We start from the raw sequence: 17,076 nt of genomic DNA, 5'->3' as shown, positions 1-17,076 counted from the left end.
CGTACACACGCTTTCCAAGCGTGCGCCTTAAGCCGCTCGGCCATCTCTCCAGCACGGCGTGGGGGCCTCTGTAGCCAAACAGAGGCCGGCTGCCAAGGGGCTTTACGCGTCCATTTTCAATGCGGCGAGGAACGCGCTTTGCGGGATCTCCACCTTGCCGAACTGGCGCATGCGCTTCTTGCCCTCTTTCTGCTTCTCCAGCAGCTTGCGCTTACGGGAAATATCGCCGCCATAGCACTTGGCCGTCACGTCCTTGGACAGGGCGGAAATGGTCTCGCGGGCGATCACGCGGCCGCCGATGGCGGCCTGGATGGCGATCTTGAACAGCTGCTTCGGGATCAGATCCTTCAGCTTGCCACAGATGGCACGCCCGCGCATCTCCGCCTGTGAGCGGTGGGCGATGAAGGAGAGCGCGTCCACCGGCTCCTGGTTCACCAGGATGGAGATCTTCACCAGGTCGGCCTCGGCGTAATCCTCGATCTGGTAGTCGAAGCTGGCATAGCCGCGGCTCACCGATTTCAGCCGGTCGTAGAAGTCGAACACGACCTCGTTCAGCGGCAGGCGGTAAACGGCCATGGCACGGTTGCCGACATAGGTGAGGTCCACCTGCTGGCCGCGGCGATCGGAGCAGAGGGTGAGGATCGAGCCGAGATAGTCATCCGGCACCATGATGGTGGCGCGGATCCAGGGTTCCTCGATATGGTCGATGATCGAGCCGTCCGGCATGTCGGCCGGGTTGTGCAGCTCCTCCATCTCGCCATTGGTTTTGAAGATTTTATACACGACCGATGGCGCGGTGGCGATCAGGTTGAGGTCGAACTCGCGCGAGAGGCGCTCCTGGATGATCTCCAGATGCAGCAGCCCGAGGAAGCCGCAGCGGAAGCCGAAGCCCAGCGCGGCGGAGGTCTCGGCCTCGTAGTGGAAGCTGGCGTCGTTCAGGCGCAGCTTGGCGAGGCTGTCGCGCAGCTTCTCGAAATCATCGGCGTCCACCGGAAACAGCCCGCACCACACCACGGGGATGGAGGGCTTGAAGCCCGGCAGGGCCTCGGCCACGGGGTGGCGGTCATCGGTGATGGTGTCGCCCACGTTGCAATCGGCCACGGTCTTGATGGCGGCGGTGATATAGCCCATCTCGCCCGGCCCCAGGCTTTCCACGGCGCGCATCTTGGGCGTGAACACGCCGAGCTGCTCCACCGGATGCACCGCGTTGTTCGACATCATGCGGATCTTCTGGCCGCGCCGGAGAACGCCGTTCTTGACGCGGACCAGAATGACGACGCCGAGATACTGGTCGTACCAGCTATCCACCAGCAGGGCGGAAAGCGGGGCTTCGCGGTCGCCCTTGGGCGGGGGCAGGCGGGTGACCAGGGCTTCCAGCACGCCCTCGATGTTCAGGCCGGTCTTGGCGGAAATCTCCACCGCGTCCGAGGCGTCGATGCCGATCACATCCTCGATCTGCTGTTTCACGCGCGGCACATCGGCGGCGGGCAGGTCGATCTTGTTGAGCACCGGCACGATCTCGTGGTGCGCGTCGATGGCCTGGTACACGTTGGCCAGCGTCTGCGCCTCCACTCCCTGGGAGGCGTCCACCACCAGCAGCGAGCCCTCGCAGGCGGCGAGCGAACGCGAGACCTCGTAGGCGAAGTCCACGTGGCCGGGCGTGTCCATGAGGTTCAATATATAAGTCTTGCCGTCCTTGGCCGGGTATTCCAGGCGCACGGTCTGCGCCTTGATGGTGATGCCGCGCTCCTTCTCGATATCCATGTTGTCGAGCACCTGCTCGGTCATCTCGCGCGCGGTGAGGCCGCCGCAATGCTGGATCAGCCGGTCGGCCAGGGTGGATTTGCCGTGGTCGATATGCGCGATGATGGAAAAATTGCGGATCAGGTCGAGCGGGGTATCGGTCATGGCGGAGCTTTACGCGAAAAGAGGGGGAGATGTCATGCGGGGAGTAAAGATAAGCCCAGGGGACGGCGTCTCCCTGGGCTTATCTGGTAACGTAGAGTGCTTCGGGCGCTGACGCGCCCTGGCAATTGCGGTCAGGCCGCCTTGTTGGCCAGCAGGCCCTGGGCGATCAGGGCTTCCGCGATCTGCACCGCGTTCAGCGCAGCACCCTTGCGCAGATTGTCGGACACGCACCAGAAGGCGAGGCCGTGCGGCACGGTCGGGTCCTTGCGGATGCGCGAGACGAACACCGCGTCCTCGCCCTTGCACTCGGCCGGGGTGGCGTAGCCGCCCTCGACGCGCTCATCCTGCACCACCACGCCCGGCGCATGGCGCAGCGCCGCGCGGGCCTCGTTCACGCTCACGGGGTTCTCGAACTCCACGTAAACCGCCTCGGAATGGCCGATGAAGACCGGCACGCGCACGCAGGTGGCGATCACGTCGATCTTCGGGTCGAGGATCTTCTTGGTCTCCACGACCATCTTCCACTCTTCCTTGGTGGCGCCGTCATCCATGAACACGTCGATCTGCGGGATGCAGTTGAAGGAGATGTCCTTCTGGAAGACCACCGGCTTGATCTTGTCGGCGTCGATCCCGAAATGCGCCTTGGTGTTGCTGTAGAGCTCGTCCATGCCCTCTTTGCCGGCACCCGAGACCGACTGGTAGGTGGAAACCACCACGCGCTTGATCTTGAACTTCTCGTGCAGCGGCTTCAGCGCCACCACCATCTGGATGGTCGAGCAGTTCGGGTTGGCGATGATGTTCTTCTTGGCGAATTTGGCGATATCCTGCGGGTTCACCTCGGGCACCACCAGCGGCACGTCCGGGTCCATGCGGAACTGGGAGGTGTTGTCGATGACCACGCAGCCCTGCGCGCCCGCGCGCGGGGCATGAACGGCGGAAACCGAGGCACCGGGGGAGAACAGGCCGATATCCCAGCCGGTGAAGTCGAAGGTCTCGAGGTTCTGCACCTTCAGGACTTGATCCTCCCCGAAGGAGACTTCCTGGCCGGCGGAGCGGCCGGAGGCGACGGCGGCGACTTCCGAGACCGGGAAGTCGCGCTCGGAGAGGGTTTTGAGAATTTCGCGCCCGACCGCACCGGTGGCACCGACAACCGCAACCCTGTAGGACATGACAAAACTCCAAACTGAAGAAAAGTGCAGGGTGCAGTAGGACCAAAGCCGCGAGTGCGCAAGCGTTGCGCCCGAGTCTCCCTGGCGCGCGGCGATGCGGCTGCTTCCCGCGCTGCGGGCGGTTAAGCGCTTGGAATAAAGCTGAACCCGGCAAGAAATATGCTATACGCTGCCCCACAAGGGGGCGGTCATGCAGCAATTCATCAACGAATTCGGTGGCGGTGTCTTTTACGTCGCCCGTCTTTTGATGTCTGGCGTCGGGATTGTCGATAACGGCTTTACCATGTTCATGCAGGCGGTGGGGGTGGCCAACCCCAGCCTGCAACTCGATTTTTTGCTGCTCATGGTTGTTGCCATAGTGGTTCTGGCAATGCGTCTCATCGGCGGGGGGATTGGCTGGTTCATCCTGTTGCTCTGCATGCTGCTGCTGCTGCATCGTGTGCTGCCGGGGATGAGCGGGCCGGGGAGTATCCCTGTGGCCTCCCCACTGCAGAACGCCATGCAGCAATAGCAAAGCTGGTAGATTTGCTTGACGGTTTGCCCATAAAACGGCAGGTGGTCCGTTGCATCCCGTTGCAGCGCTGGCCGTGTGAGGTCGTGTGCGCGGGGCAATTTTTCCGGGCCGGGCCCCTAGGGAGCAAGAATGACCGCTGACGTAACCCCCGAACTCTATGGCATCATCGAAGAAAAAGGCATCGACGAGGTCTCCCTGACGGAGCGTCACGGTAGCCCGAAGGCCGTGTTCGGCCTGTGGATGGCGGCGAATATCGAGTTCGCGACGCTGACCACTGGCGCGCTGGCCACCGGCTGGCTTGGCCTGTCCTTCTCCTCGGCCGTGCTGGCCATCCTCATCGCCAACGTGCTGGGCGGGCTGGTGCTGGCCTTCTTCAGCACCTTCGGCGTGGATTACGGCCGCCCGCAGATGATCCAGGGTGCTACCTGGTTCGGCCCGCTCGGCAACAAGCTGCCTTCGCTGCTCAATTTCTTCGGCGGCTTCTCCTGGTTCGCGGTCAACACCATCGCCGGGGCCTATGCGCTGCAGTATTTCTTTGGCGGCAGCCTGATTGTCGGCGTCGTCATCCTCTCGCTGGTACAGGTCGCCATCGCCTTCTTCGGGCATGACCTGATCCAGACGGCTGAGAGATACCTCGTCTACGTCCTCACCCTGGCCTTCCTGGCGCTGACCGTGGTGGCGGTGCAGCATCTCGGCCTCTCCGTGCCAGAGAATGTTAAGGCCGAGGCGGCGGTGGGCGGCTTCTCGGGCGCCTTCATCCTCACCTTGTCCATCATGGTGGGCTACATGGTCGGCTGGATTCCCTATTCCTCCGACTATACCCGCTACCTGCGCACCGATACCGGCGCCGCCAAAATGAAGAGGACCGTGTTCTCCTACGCCTTCCTCGGCTCGGTGATCTCCACTGTGTGGATCGAGGCGCTGGGCGCGCTGCTGGGTGCCGCCGTCTCCTTCACCAAGCCGTCGGACCTGTTCACCTCCTGGATGCCGGAATGGTTCAAGGTGCCGTTCCTGATCGCCGTCATCCTCGGCACCGTCAGCGCCAACATCATCAACATCTATTCCGCCACGCTCTCCGCCCTGGCCGTGGGGGTGAAGCTGAAGCAGCATGTCGCGTCGCTGATCACGGGCGCCATCGGCACCGTCATCGCGGTGCTGGCGGCGGCCAACTTCATCACCAACTACGAGAACTTCCTGCTGGTGCTCGGCTACTGGACCATGCCGTGGATCGCCATCACCCTGTTCTGCCACACCACCAACCGTACCTCGCGCCTGCCGGTAAGTGCGGCGTTCGTGGCTTGGGTGGCGTCCATCGTGGTGTCCTGGCCGTTCTATAACCAGGCGCTGTATGTCGGCCCGGTGGCGGCGAGGTTCCCGCAGTTCGGCGACGCCACCTTCATCGTCTCCTTCGTCGCCGCTGGCCTGTTCTACTACGTGCTGACCAGGCCGGCCGTGGTGCAGACCGCCGCGGCGGAATAAGAGCCCCTTACAAAACCCTACTATGCCGGCCGCCTGGCACCGCATTTCTGCGCTCCGGTGCTCGAAAAACGGTACCACTCGGCTCGGCCTAGCGGGTTTTGAAAGGGCCTCTAATACCAAGCCGCGTTGATGATGACCCATCCAGAACCGTCATTGCGAGCGTCACGCGAATGCGTGCATTCGCACGACGCGAAGCAATCCATCTCCGCGACATTGCTGGAAAAGATGGATTGCTTCGCTGCGCTCGCAATGACGGCAGAGAGTCATGCATCTCGCAAGCGGGTATAAGCCAGGGGCGCAAGCCAGGATACATGCCGGCCAGGGGGCAGCCTCCTGGCCGGTTTTTTTATGCCTTCGTGCCGGTGGTCACGCTGGGGCGCAGGTCGATCTCCGGCAGGCGCGCCACCAAGCCGAGGCCCAGGGCCAGGAACAGCGCGGCGGTAAGGAAGCCGAACCGGAAGCCGGAGGCCGTGGCGTGGCCGGCCAGGGTGATGGCCAGACCCGCCAGCGTGGCGCCAAACGTGCCGCCCATGGCGCGCACCACCAGCAATATGCCCGTTGCCGCGCCCATCTCGCTCCGGTTGGCAAGGCTTTGTACCGTCACCAGCGTTGTCGGCATCAGGGCACCCAGCCCCACCCCCGCTAGGGCGGCGAACGCCACCGGCCAGGCCGGGCTCGCGGCATGCAGGCTGAGGCAGAGCAGTGCGAAGCCGGTTACGCCGACCAGCAGCCCCGCGGCCAGGACGGGCTTCACCCGCCCGGTGCGCCGTGTGACCTGCCCGGCGGCGAAAGCGCCGATCGCGGTGGCGAACAGCAGCGGCACCAGATGCATCCCGGCGGTCGAGGCGGTCTCGCCATAAATCCATTGCAGCAGCAGCGGTAGCAGGAAGATGGCGGTGAACATGGCCGCCGAACTCAGCCCGCCGAGCGCGGCGACATGGCCGATCCGGCCCAGCAGCGCGGCGGGCAGAAGCGGCGCGGGGGCCGTGCGCTGCTGCGCCGCGAGCAGGGCGAAGCCGAGCAGGGCCGCGGCGCAGATCGCCGCCTCGGGCGCCGAGGCCCAGGGGAAGTCCGTGCCGCCCTCGGTCAGTGCCAGCACCGTGGCCGCAACGCTGAACATCAGCAGCAGCGCCCCGGCGTAGTCGATTCTCCCTTTGGTTCCGGCCACGGGCAGGCCCCGCAGCGCGCGGGCGCTCGTGATCAGCGCAAAGGCCACCAGCGGCAAATTGCCCCAGAAGATCCAGCGCCAGGACAGGTGCTGGGTGATGAGCCCGCCGGCCACCGGCCCGGCGATGGAGCAAAACGCCCAGGTGGCGGCGAACCAGCCCTGGTAGCGCCCGCGCTCGCGCGGCGGCACCACATCGGCCACCGCCGCCTGGCCGACGGCGGCCAGCCCCCCGCCGCCCAGCCCCTGCAACGCCCGGCCCAGGGCGAGCATCGGCACCGAATCCGCCAGGGCGCAGACCACGCACGCGGCCAGGAACACCAGCAACGCCGGGGCCAGCACGGCGCGGCGCCCCAACTGGTCGGAGAGCTTGCCGTAGATCGGCGTGGTCGCGGTGGTGGTGAGCAGATAGGCCGAGATCACCCAGGAGACATGCGAGACGCCATGCAGGCTGGCCGCGATCTGCGGGATGGCGGGCAGGACCACGGACTGGTCCAGCGCCACCAGCATTATACAAGTGAGAACGCCGGAAATCACCCGCAGCCGCTCGGCGTGGCTGTACTCGCGCCGTTCCGGTCCGGCCGTGGCGCTGGCGTTCGCGGTCATTCTTCTTCGCACTCCTGGATTTGCGTTTTTTTCCGCACTGCGGGAATAGAACAAGCCGCGCTCCACAGGAACCCGCGAAGGGGTTTTCACAGCCAAGGGCCAGAACCGACCATGCCGCTCAGCCGCACCGTTCCACGCCGCCTCCTGCATATGCGCGACATCCGCCTCAGCGGCTATGAGCGCGAGGACGGGCTGATGGATGTCGAGGCCCATATGACGGACGTGAAGACCTACAGCGCCCCCAACATCGACCGGAACGGCATCCAGGCCGGGGAGCCGCTGCATGACATGTGGCTGCGCATGACGCTGACGCCCGAGTTGGAGATCGTGTCCTGCGAGGCCGCGATGGATGCCACGCCGTACTCGATCTGCCCGGAGGTGGCGCCCAATTTTGAGCGCCTCGCCGGGCTGGTCATCGGCAAGGGCTTCCTCACCCAGGCGGCCCAGCGCGTGCGCGGCGTGGAGGGCTGCACGCATCTGCGCGAGTTGCTGCAGCAGGTGGCTACCGTCGCGTTCCAGACCCGCCATGGCCTGCGCAAGCCCACGGACCAGCCTGCCCCGGCGCATCATCTGGGGGCGGAGCCGCGGATGGCGCCCAGCATGCTCAACACCTGTTACGCGTATAACGAGGCCGGGCCGATCGCCGCCCGGGCCCGTCCGGCTCCGGCGGAGGATATGCTCAAGGATGAAACAGTTAAATCTTGACGAACGCCAAGTCGGTTCCGGCCTTGCTGCGCGCAAAACCCTATGTTACTGCCCCGCGCAGCCCCGGCTGAAGGGGCTTGAATTTTAGACCACGGCAACTAGGCGGGACAAAAATATTGGCCGAGATCACAGGCACTGGCGAGACCGGGTTGACCGCGCGCTACGCGTCGGCTCTGTATGCACTGGCTTTCGAGCAGAACTCCCTGAATGAGGTGGTTGAGCAGATGGAGGCTCTTGGCCGCCTGATCGCCTCCAGCGCGCCGCTCAAGCATCTCCTGGCCAACCCGCTGACCGACATCGCCAAGGCCCGCCCGGCGCTGAACGAGGCGCTGATGGCCGAGGGTTTCGGCCCGCTGGTGCGCAATTTCGTCAACGTGGCCGTGGCGAATCGCCGCCTGCGCGACCTGCCGGCCCTGATCGCCGGTTTTGCCGCCTATGTCGCCGCCAAGCGCGGCGAGGTGGTGGCCGATGTCACCGCCGCGCATGAGCTCACCGATTTGCAGCGCACTCAGCTGCGCGCCCGCCTGGCCGAAGCCGGCTATGGCAATGTCCGGCTCGTCGAGCATACCGACCCCAGTCTGCTCGGCGGTCTGGTGCTGAAAGTCGGCGCCAAAATTTTCGATACAAGCCTGAAGTCACGCCTTAACCGGCTCAACTATTCTCTCAAGGGAGCTGCCTGACATGGAGATCCGCCCAGCCGAAATCTCCGAGATCCTGAAGCGTCAGATCGCGGATTTCGACACCGAAGCCAATGTTGCCGAGACCGGCCAGGTCCTCTCCGTGGGTGACGGCATTGCCCGCGTCTTCGGCCTGAACAACGTGCAGGCTGGCGAGCTCGTGGATTTCCCCGGCGCCGGCGTCAAAGGCATGGCGCTGAACCTCGAGGCGGACAATGTCGGCGTCGTGATTTTCGGCGACGACGTGAAAATCCGCGAGGGCGACACCGTCACCCGTACCGGCCAGATCGTCGACGTGCCGGTGGGCAAGGGCCTGCTGGGCCGCGTTGTGGACGCGCTGGGCAACCCGATCGACGGCAAGGGCCCGGTGATCTACACCGAGCGCCGCCTGGTCGAGACCAAGGCGCCGGGCATCATTCCCCGCAAGTCCGTGCATGAGCCGATGCAGACCGGCATCAAGGCCATCGACGTGCTGGTGCCCGTCGGCCGCGGCCAGCGCGAGCTGATCATCGGCGACCGCCAGACCGGCAAGACCGCGCTGATCGTCGACACCATCATCAACCAGAAGGCCGTCAACGCCACTGGCGATGAGAGCAAGAAGCTGTACTGCATCTACGTGGCGGTCGGGCAGAAGCGCTCCACCGTGGCGCAGCTGGTGCGCACCCTCGAGGAATACGGCGTGATGGAGTACTCCATCGTCGTCGCCGCCACCGCCTCCGACCCGGCCCCGATGCAGTACCTGGCCCCGTACACCGGCTGCGCCATGGGCGAGTTCTTCCGTGACAACGGCATGCACGCGCTGATCGGCTATGACGACCTCTCCAAGCAGGCCGTCGCCTACCGCCAGATGTCGCTGCTGCTGCGCCGTCCGCCGGGACGTGAAGCCTACCCGGGCGACGTGTTCTACCTGCACTCCCGCCTGCTGGAGCGCGCCGCCAAGATGTCCGACGACAAGGGCGCCGGTTCGCTGACCGCCCTGCCGATCATCGAGACCCAGGCCGGCGACGTTTCCGCCTACATCCCGACCAACGTGATCTCCATCACCGACGGTCAGATCTTCCTGGAGACGGAACTGTTCTTCAAGGGCATCCGCCCCGCCATCAACGTTGGCCTGTCCGTGTCGCGCGTCGGCTCCGCCGCGCAGGTCAAGGCGATGAAGCAGGTGGCCGGCAAGATCAAGCTGGATCTGGCGCAGTACCGCGAAATGGCGGCCTTCGCCCAGTTCTCCTCCGACCTCGACCCCTCCACGCAGAAGCTGCTGGCCCGCGGCGCGCGTCTGACCGAGCTGCTGAAGCAGCCGCAGTTCAGCCCGCTCTCCGTGGCTGAGCAGGTCATCTCCGTGTTCGCCGGCACGCGCGGCTACCTCGATACCGTCGCGGTGTCCAACGTCGGCAAGTTTGAGGCGGCCCTGCTGACCTCGATCAAGGTGAATGCACCGGAGATCGTCAAGGCGATCGAGACCGACGGGCAGATCAAGCCGGAGACCGAGACCAAGCTGATCGCCTTCATCGAGAACCTGCTCCGCACGTTCGGATAAGCACATGCCCTCCTTGAAAACCCTGCGCAACCGGATCAACTCCGTCAAATCGACGCAGAAGATCACGAGCGCCATGAAGATGGTGGCGGCTGCCAAGCTCCGCCGCGCGCAGGCGCAGGCCGAGGCGGCTCGCCCCTATTCCAGCCGCATGGGCGAAATGCTCGCGGCTCTGGCAGCCTCCGAGGCGGGCAACCCGAATGCCAGCCCGCTGCTGGTTGGTAACGGCAAGAGCAAGACGCATCTGCTCGTCGCCGTCACCGCCGACCGCGGCCTGGCCGGTGCCTTCAACGCCAATATCGCCAAGGCCATCCGCGCCAAGGTGAAGAGCCTTGAGGCCGAGGGCAAGACCGTGAAGGTGTTCACCCTGGGCCGTAAGGGCAATGACTCGCTGCGCCGGGATCTGGGCGACAAAATCGTCGGCACCAAGAACTTCGTCGGCAAGAAGTCGGCCGCGTTCGCGGATGCCGAAGCTGTGGCGCAGGAACTGGTGCGCGGCTTCAAGGCCGGCGAGTACGACGTTGTCACCCTGGTGTTCAACCACTTCCACAATGTCATGACCCAGAAGGTGACGGAGCAGCCGCTGATCCCGGCGGCCCAGCCGACGGCGAACGACAACAAGACGGAGCACAACTACGAGGTCGAGCCGGATGACGGCACGCTCCTCGAACGCCTGCTGCCGCGCAACCTCGCGGTGCAGATTTACGCCGCCCTGCTGGACAACAGCGCCGGCTTCTACGCGGCGCAGATGACCGCCATGGACAGCGCCACGCGCAACGCGGGCGAGATGATCAAGAAGCTGTCGCTCAGCTATAACCGGGCGCGGCAGGCGAACATCACCAAAGAACTGATTGAAATCATTTCCGGCGCGGAAGCCGTTTGAGGACAGAGAGATGACAAGCAACAACACCGGCCGAGTGACGCAGATCATGGGTGCGGTCGTCGACGTGCAGTTCGACGGCGCGCTGCCCTTCATCCAGAACGCGCTGGAGACCAAGGTGGGCAACCGCCGTCTGGTGCTTGAAGTCGCCCAGGAAGTGGGCGAGCGCACCGTGCGCTGCATCGCCATGGACAGCACCGACGGCATGGTCCGCGGCCAGGAAGTGACTGATACTGGCGCGGCGATCTCGGTGCCGGTCGGACCGGGCACGCTGGGGCGCATCCTCAACGTGATCGGTGAGGCGATTGACGAGCGTGGCGACATCCCGGCCGCTGCCCACATGCCGATCCACCGCTCAGCTCCGGCTTTCGATGAGCAGGCCGCTTCGGCCGAGATCCTGGTCACCGGCATCAAGGTCGTCGACCTGCTGGCCCCGTACCTGAAGGGCGGCAAGGTCGGCCTGTTCGGCGGCGCCGGCGTGGGCAAGACCGTGCTCATCCAGGAGTTGATCAACAACATCGCCAAGGGTCATGGCGGCGTGTCCGTGTTCGCCGGCGTGGGCGAGCGTACCCGCGAGGGTAACGATCTGTACCACGAAATGATCGATGCCGGCGTCATCAAGCTGGGCGAGAACGACACCGAGGGCTCCAAGGTGGCCCTGGTGTACGGCCAGATGAACGAGCCGCCGGGCGCGCGCGCCCGCGTCGCCCTCTCCGGCGTGACGATGGCCGAGTACTTCCGCGACGTCGCTGGCCAGGACGTGCTGTTCTTCGTGGACAACATCTTCCGCTTCACCCAGGCGGGCGCCGAGATGTCCGCGCTGCTGGGCCGCATCCCCTCCGCGGTGGGTTACCAGCCGACCCTGGGCACCGACATGGGCGCCCTGCAGGAGCGCATCACCTCCACCAAGAAGGGCTCCATCACCTCCGTGCAGGCCGTGTACGTGCCGGCGGACGACCTTACCGACCCGGCGCCGGCCGCCACCTTCGCCCACCTCGACGCGACGACGGTGCTCAACCGCGCCATCGCCGAGAAGGGCATCTACCCGGCCGTGGACCCGCTGGACTCCACCTCCCGCTCGCTCGACCCGCGCATCGTGGGCGAGGAGCACTACCAGGTGGCGCGCGATGTGCAGCGCATCCTGCAGACCTACAAGTCCCTGCAGGACATCATCGCCATCCTGGGCATGGATGAACTCTCCGAGGACGACAAGCTTGTCGTCGCCCGGGCCCGCAAGATCGAGAAATTCCTCTCCCAGCCGTTCCATGTGGCCGAGGTGTTCACCGGCTCCCCGGGCGTGTTCGTGAAGGTCGAAGACACCATCCGCTCCTTCAAGGGCATCGTGGCTGGCGAGTACGACCATCTGCCGGAGGCGGCGTTCTACATGGTCGGCACCATCGAGGAAGCCATCGCCAAGGCCGAAACCCTCAGCGCGAAGGCGTAATCGATGGCCATTGCCCTGGAAATCATCAGCCCGGAAAAGCTGCTGCTGGCGCGTGACGTCGACATGGTCGTCATCCCCGGCACGGAGGGCGATATCGGCGTGCTCCCGGGGCACTCGGAGCTGATCACCGGTCTGCGCGGCGGGTTGGTGGACATCTACGAGAAGGGCCAGGTCACCGACCGCTTCTTCGTCTCCGGCGGCTTTGCCGAGATCACCGAGTCCCGTTGCGCGGTGCTGGCGGATGAGATCATCCGCCAGGCCGATCTGGACCCGGCCAAGGCGGCGGACAGCCTGGCCAAGGCTAGGGAAGCGTACAACGCGGTGGATCCGCACAATGCCGATGCGTATCGCGAGGCTTCCGACCAGTTGATCTCGGCGCAGGCGATGGTCGACTCCGTCGTCCCGCACAAGGTGTAAAGCCAGCCGCGAGGCACCAAACAAAAAAGGCTCTCCCGCAGGGGAGAGCCTTTTTTGTTTGCGAAAGGTGGCTTACTTCGACAGCATCTTCAGCCCGACGAGGAAGAGGATCGTGCCCAGCAGCAGCTTCAGCACCCTGTCCGGCGCGTAGCGCGCCGCGTAGCTGCCAATGACGATGCCGGGGATCGACCCCACGAGCAGCGTCTCCAATAAATGGAAATTGATCGTGCCCAGATACCAATGCCCGAGTCCGGCCAGCAGGGTCAGTGGCACGGCATGGGCGATGTCCGAGCCGACGATGCGCACGATTGGCAGGCGCGGGTAGAGGATGAGAAGGGCGATGGTGCCCAGCGCCCCGGCCCCGACGGAAGAGAGCGACACCAGAATGCCCAGGAGAAAGCCGACCGCGATGGTGAGCTTGAATGAGCTGCCGTCGCCGAAATTCGGGTAGCGCCGGGTGATGGCGTGCGCAATCTGGTCCTTGAACAGCAGCGAGGTGGCGCTGAGCAGCAGGGCCACGCCCAGCGCCGTGGTGATCGCGGTGGTGACCGCCTTGCTGTTAATGCCGAAATAGCTGATCGCGAGCAGGCTCAGGATGGTCGCGGGCACGGAGCCGGTGGCCAGGCGGCGCACGATGCTCCAGTCCACCGTTTTGCCGGCGCTGTGGATGGTGGTGCCCACCGTCTTGGTGGCAGCGGCGAACAGCAGGTCGGTGCCGACTGCGGTGGTGGGGTGAAAGCCGAAAATGAGCACGAGAATAGGGGTCATCAGCGAGCCGCCGCCAACGCCCGTCATACCCACGGCCAAGCCCACGAGCAGTCCGGAAAACGCGTAGCCAGGCTGAAGTGTCATATGGTCTATTATGTTCATAGGCTTGCCTTACACATGGCTGGCTGGCTGGGCAATCTATGCCCGGGTACGTGGATGCGCCCGGCGCCAGACATCGAGAAGCTGGGCGGTGTCGACGTCCGTGTAGCGCTGTGTGGTGGAGAGGCTTGCATGGCCGAGCAGTTCCTGGATCGCGCGCAGATCAGCCCCGCCGGCGAGGAGATGCGTGGCGAAGGAGTGGCGCAGCGCATGCGGCGTTGCGTGCTCGGGCAGGCCGTTGAAGCGGCGGAAATCCCGCAGCGCCTTCTGGGCGACCCCGGCATTCAGCCTTGCGCCGCGCGCACCCACGAACAAGGGCTCGTCCCGCCCCGGATTCGGGTGCAGCTTGAGCCAAGCGGCAAGTGCCGCGCGCACCGCGGGGAGCAGCGGCACGATGCGTTGCTTGTTGCCCTTGCCAGTGACGCGCAGCGCGTCATCCGCCGCGGGCAGGTCGCCGATGTTCAGTGAAAGCGCCTCGTTGATGCGCAGGCCCGCGCCATAGAGCAGCGTCATCAGCGCGGCATCGCGCGCCTGCAGGGCCGGGGTGTCCTCCACTTCGCCAATCTCCTCCGCCACGGAAAGCGCATGCTCGGCGCTCAGGGCCTTGGGCAAAGGGCGCTTCGGCCGGGGGCGGGAGATCAGCGCCAGCGCGGTGTTCTCCACGCCATGGCGTTTCTTCAGGAAGCGGAAGAAGGTCTTGATCGCGGAGAGTTTGCGCGCGCGGGTGGCGTTGGTATCGCCCGCCTTGGCGGCCACGGCGAGCCAGGCGCGGATATCCGCGGCGTGCAGCTCGCGCAGGGTCTTCAGGGTAGCAGCCTCGCCGGTATGTCCGGCGAGGAAGTCGAGAAACCCGCGCACATCGCGCCCATAGGTTTCCAGCGTTTTTTCAGCGGCCCGGCGCTCGGCGCCGAGCCAGCTTAAAAAGTCAGAGGCAATGTCCTCAGACAATGCTCTGCCCGGTGGCCGCCCAATCCTTCAGGAAGGCGGCGAGGCCCTTGTCGGTGAGGGGGTGGTTGTAGAGCTGCTTGATCACGTTGGGCGGGATCGTCGCGACATCGGCGCCCAGCTTCGCCGCCTCGATCAGGTGGATCGGGTGGCGGATGGAGGCGGCCAGCACCTCGGTCCTGATCGCCGGGTAGTTGGCGTAGATCTGCACGATGTCCGCGATCAGCTCCATGCCGTTATGGCCGATATCGTCCAGCCGGCCGATGAACGGAGAGATGAAGGTGGCGCCAGCCTTGGCGGCCAGCAGCGCCTGCGCCGCGGAGAAGCACAGCGTGACGTTCACCATGGTGCCTTCCTGGGAAAGAGCATGGCAGGCGCGCAGGCCATCCGGCGTCAGCGGCACCTTGATCGCCACGTTCTTGGCGATCTTCTTCAGCACCTTGGCCTCTTTCATCATCTGCTTGTATTCGGTGGCCGCCACTTCGGCGCTCACCGGGCCATCCACCACGTCGCAGATCTCGGCGATCACATCCAGGATCTTGCGGCCGGACTTGGCGATGAGGGACGGATTCGTGGTCACGCCGTCCAGCAGGCCGGTTTCGGCCAACTCGCGAATCTCGTTAATTTCGGCGGTATCGACAAAGAATTTCATGGTTTACTTTCCGGTGGTCTGGGTCTCTGCTTAAGCATACAGCATGGAGCCTCCCGCCCAAACAACCCGTGTGAGCGTATTGCTCCCCTACAAGTTCGACACCGCGTTCACCTACGCGGCGGACGAGCCGCTCCTCCCGGGCACGCTGGTGCGGGTGCCGCTGGGCTCGCGCGTGGTGGCAGGGGCGGTGTGGGACGACAAGCCAGATATGGCGGTGAAGGTGAAACCTATCGCCGGGGTGTACGCCTTCCCGCCGTTGCCTGAGACGACTCGTAAGTTCATCGATTGGGTGGCGGGCTACACGCTGGCCCGGCGCGGCGATGTTCTGGCCCTGGGGTTGAAGGAGCAACTGCTCGCGGCGCCGCCAAAGCGCGCCAAGCAGTTCGCCTTTGGCGGTGCAGACCCGGCGCTTCCCGGCCCAGTGCTCTCCCCGGCACAGCATGATGCCGCCCAGGCCCTGTGCGCATCGGTGCAGGCGCAGAAATTCGCGGTGACGCTGCTGGACGGCGTGACTGGCTCAGGCAAGACCGAGGTGTATCTGGAGGCTGCGGCCGAGGCGCTGCGCCTGGGCCGCCAAGTGCTGGTGCTGCTGCCGGAAATCGCGCTCTCCATCCAGTTCCTGGAGCGTTTCGCCGCCCGCTTTGGCGCTCCACCGGCGGTCTGGCATTCGGACCTCACCCCGGCGCAGCGGCGCGAGACCTTCCGCGCCGTGGCTGAGGGCCGGGCGGATGTGGTGGTGGGCGCGCGCTCGGCGCTGTTTCTGCCGTTCCCCAAGCTCGGGCTTATCGTGGTGGATGAGGAACACGAGAGCGCCTTCAAGCAGGAGGACGGGGTGATGTACAACGCGCGGGACATGGCGGTGGTGCGCGCCAAGTTCTGCGCCTGCCCGGCCGTGCTGGTGAGCGCCACGCCGAGTCTGGAGAGCGTGGAGAACGCTGCCCAGGGGCGGTACCAGAAGCTGGACCTGCCCTCCCGCCATGGCGGTGCGGCCATGCCGGCGATCCATGCCGTCGATTTGCGGCAGGACCCGCCGGAGCGCGGCAAGTTCCTCTCGCCGAAGCTGCTGGCGGCGATGCGCGAGACGCTGGACCGCGGCGAGCAGGCCATGCTGTTCCTCAACCGCCGCGGCTATGCGCCGCTAACCCTGTGCCGCAAATGCGGCCACCGGCTGGCCTGCCCGCATTGCAGCGCCTGGCTGGTGGAGCACCGCTCGCATGCGCGGCTCATCTGCCACCATTGCGGACACACCATTCCCAAGCCGGTGCTCTGCCCCTCCTGCGAGGCGGAGAATTCCTTCGTGCCGATCGGACCCGGGGTGGAACGCATTGCCGAGGAGGTGGCGGAAGCCTTTCCCGAGACGGAGGCGCTGGTCATGGCATCGGACATCATCGCCGGCCCGGCCCAGGCGGCGGAGGCGGCGCGGCGGATCAACTCGCGCGAGGTGGGGATCATCATCGGCACGCAGATGGTCGCCAAGGGCTGGCATTTTCCGCTGCTCACCCTGGTGGGGGTGGTGGATGCCGATCTCGGCTTGGCCGGGGGCGACCTGCGTGCGGGCGAGCATACGGTGCAGATGCTGCACCAGGTGGCCGGGCGCGCCGGGCGGGCCGAGGCGCCGGGACAGGTGCTGCTGCAAACCTTCGCGCCCGAGCATCCGGTGATCGCAGCACTTCTCTCCGGCGATTTGCTGGATTTCCTGGGGCAGGAGGCGGCGCAGCGCCGGCCCGGCCACTGGCCGCCCTTTGGCCGCCTCGCCGCCCTTATTATAAGTGCCGAGGATGAACGTCTGGCCGATCAGGCTGCGCGCGACCTTGCCCGCGCCGCGCCGCAAGGGAAGGGGATCCAAGTGCTCGGCCCCGCCCCGGCGCCCATCGCGCTGCTGCGAGGCAGGTTCCGCCGCCGCCTGTTGCTGAAGACCGTGCGCGAGATCGCCGTGCAGAAGCTGCTGCGCGACTGGCTGGCGCGCGTGGAAGTGCCGCGCTCCGTGCGGGTCGATGTCGATATCGACCCGGTATCTTTTATGTAGGCTCAGAGCCCCTTTTAAAACCCGCTAGGCAGAGCTGAATGGTGCTGTTTTTCGAGCACCGGAGCGGAGCGTACGTTGAAGTACGTGA

At 65.4% G+C, this 17,076-nt stretch carries 15 protein-coding genes; 9 read left to right on the top strand and 6 right to left on the bottom strand.

Annotated features, from left to right (window positions below):
• Positions 1-102: 102 nt before the first annotated feature.
• Positions 103-1,908: a translation elongation factor 4 gene (lepA, locus tag ACLPJJ_RS12160; protein ID WP_443591238.1), complete on the bottom strand. Its 1,806-nt coding sequence runs from the start codon at positions 1,906-1,908 to the stop codon at positions 103-105.
• A 131-nt stretch (positions 1,909-2,039) separates the two neighbouring features.
• Positions 2,040-3,077 carry an aspartate-semialdehyde dehydrogenase gene (locus tag ACLPJJ_RS12155; RefSeq protein ID WP_443591237.1) on the bottom strand — a complete coding sequence of 346 codons (1,038 nt, stop codon included), beginning with the start codon at positions 3,075-3,077 and terminating at the stop codon, positions 2,040-2,042.
• A gap of 190 nt (positions 3,078-3,267) precedes the next feature.
• Between ACLPJJ_RS12155 and ACLPJJ_RS12150 the strand changes: the two genes are divergently transcribed.
• Positions 3,268-3,588: a hypothetical protein gene (locus ACLPJJ_RS12150; protein ID WP_443591236.1), complete on the top strand. Its 321-nt coding sequence runs from the start codon at positions 3,268-3,270 to the stop codon at positions 3,586-3,588.
• 132 nt (positions 3,589-3,720) lie between these two features.
• Positions 3,721-5,070, top strand: a complete 1,350-nt coding sequence (locus ACLPJJ_RS12145; RefSeq protein ID WP_443591235.1) for a purine-cytosine permease family protein — start codon at positions 3,721-3,723, stop codon at positions 5,068-5,070.
• 346 nt (positions 5,071-5,416) lie between these two features.
• On the opposite strand, the gene ACLPJJ_RS12140 is transcribed toward ACLPJJ_RS12145, so the two are convergent.
• A complete protein-coding gene (locus ACLPJJ_RS12140; RefSeq protein WP_443591234.1) occupies positions 5,417-6,841 on the bottom strand; it encodes an MFS transporter in 1,425 nt (474 codons plus the stop codon).
• Positions 6,842-6,952: 111 nt separating this feature from the next.
• Between ACLPJJ_RS12140 and ACLPJJ_RS12135 the strand changes: the two genes are divergently transcribed.
• The 6 genes from ACLPJJ_RS12135 to atpC all read left to right on the top strand — a co-directional run bounded on the left by ACLPJJ_RS12135 (position 6,953) and on the right by atpC (position 12,498).
• A complete protein-coding gene (locus ACLPJJ_RS12135) occupies positions 6,953-7,546 on the top strand; it encodes a DUF2889 domain-containing protein (RefSeq protein ID WP_443591233.1) in 594 nt (197 codons plus the stop codon).
• Positions 7,547-7,662: 116 nt separating this feature from the next.
• Positions 7,663-8,226 (top strand): ATP synthase F1 subunit delta, encoded by a 564-nt coding sequence (gene atpH / locus ACLPJJ_RS12130; RefSeq protein WP_443591232.1) that lies wholly within the window; start codon positions 7,663-7,665, stop codon positions 8,224-8,226.
• 1 nt (position 8,227) lies between these two features.
• Positions 8,228-9,760 carry a F0F1 ATP synthase subunit alpha gene (atpA, locus tag ACLPJJ_RS12125; RefSeq protein ID WP_443591231.1) on the top strand — a complete coding sequence of 511 codons (1,533 nt, stop codon included), beginning with the start codon at positions 8,228-8,230 and terminating at the stop codon, positions 9,758-9,760.
• A gap of 4 nt (positions 9,761-9,764) precedes the next feature.
• A complete protein-coding gene (locus ACLPJJ_RS12120; RefSeq protein ID WP_443591230.1) occupies positions 9,765-10,640 on the top strand; it encodes a F0F1 ATP synthase subunit gamma in 876 nt (291 codons plus the stop codon).
• A gap of 10 nt (positions 10,641-10,650) precedes the next feature.
• Complete coding sequence (gene atpD, locus ACLPJJ_RS12115; RefSeq protein ID WP_443591229.1) at positions 10,651-12,081, top strand: F0F1 ATP synthase subunit beta; 1,431 nt, start codon at positions 10,651-10,653, stop codon at positions 12,079-12,081.
• 3 nt (positions 12,082-12,084) lie between these two features.
• The gene (gene atpC / locus ACLPJJ_RS12110; RefSeq protein ID WP_443591228.1) at positions 12,085-12,498 is read left to right on the top strand and encodes an ATP synthase F1 subunit epsilon; all 414 of its coding nucleotides are present in this window, start codon (positions 12,085-12,087) and stop codon (positions 12,496-12,498) included.
• Between the two features lie 72 nt (positions 12,499-12,570).
• Here atpC and ACLPJJ_RS12105 read toward each other — a convergent pair whose 3' ends face one another.
• Genes ACLPJJ_RS12105 through fsa form a run of 3 tightly spaced genes read right to left on the bottom strand, consistent with a single transcriptional unit; the run spans position 12,571 to position 14,962 of the window.
• On the bottom strand, positions 12,571-13,350 hold the full coding sequence (locus tag ACLPJJ_RS12105; protein WP_443591227.1) for a sulfite exporter TauE/SafE family protein: 780 nt from the start codon (positions 13,348-13,350) through the stop codon (positions 12,571-12,573).
• A 54-nt stretch (positions 13,351-13,404) separates the two neighbouring features.
• Positions 13,405-14,313, bottom strand: a complete 909-nt coding sequence (locus ACLPJJ_RS12100) for a tyrosine recombinase XerC (RefSeq protein ID WP_443591226.1) — start codon at positions 14,311-14,313, stop codon at positions 13,405-13,407.
• Complete coding sequence (gene fsa / locus ACLPJJ_RS12095) at positions 14,306-14,962, bottom strand: fructose-6-phosphate aldolase (protein ID WP_443591225.1); 657 nt, start codon at positions 14,960-14,962, stop codon at positions 14,306-14,308. Before fsa ends, ACLPJJ_RS12100 begins: the two co-directional genes overlap by 8 nt.
• Before the next feature lie 43 nt (positions 14,963-15,005).
• Between fsa and ACLPJJ_RS12090 the strand changes: the two genes are divergently transcribed.
• Positions 15,006-16,988 carry a primosomal protein N' gene (locus tag ACLPJJ_RS12090; protein WP_443591224.1) on the top strand — a complete coding sequence of 661 codons (1,983 nt, stop codon included), beginning with the start codon at positions 15,006-15,008 and terminating at the stop codon, positions 16,986-16,988.
• The last annotated feature ends 88 nt before the right edge of the window (positions 16,989-17,076 follow it).

Origin of the sequence: Acidocella sp., assembly GCF_052326845.1 — a bacterium.
GTDB lineage: Bacteria > Pseudomonadota > Alphaproteobacteria > Acetobacterales > Acetobacteraceae > Acidocella.
Note: the sequence above shows the minus strand (reverse complement) of the source record. Positions and strands in the feature narration are given on the sequence as shown.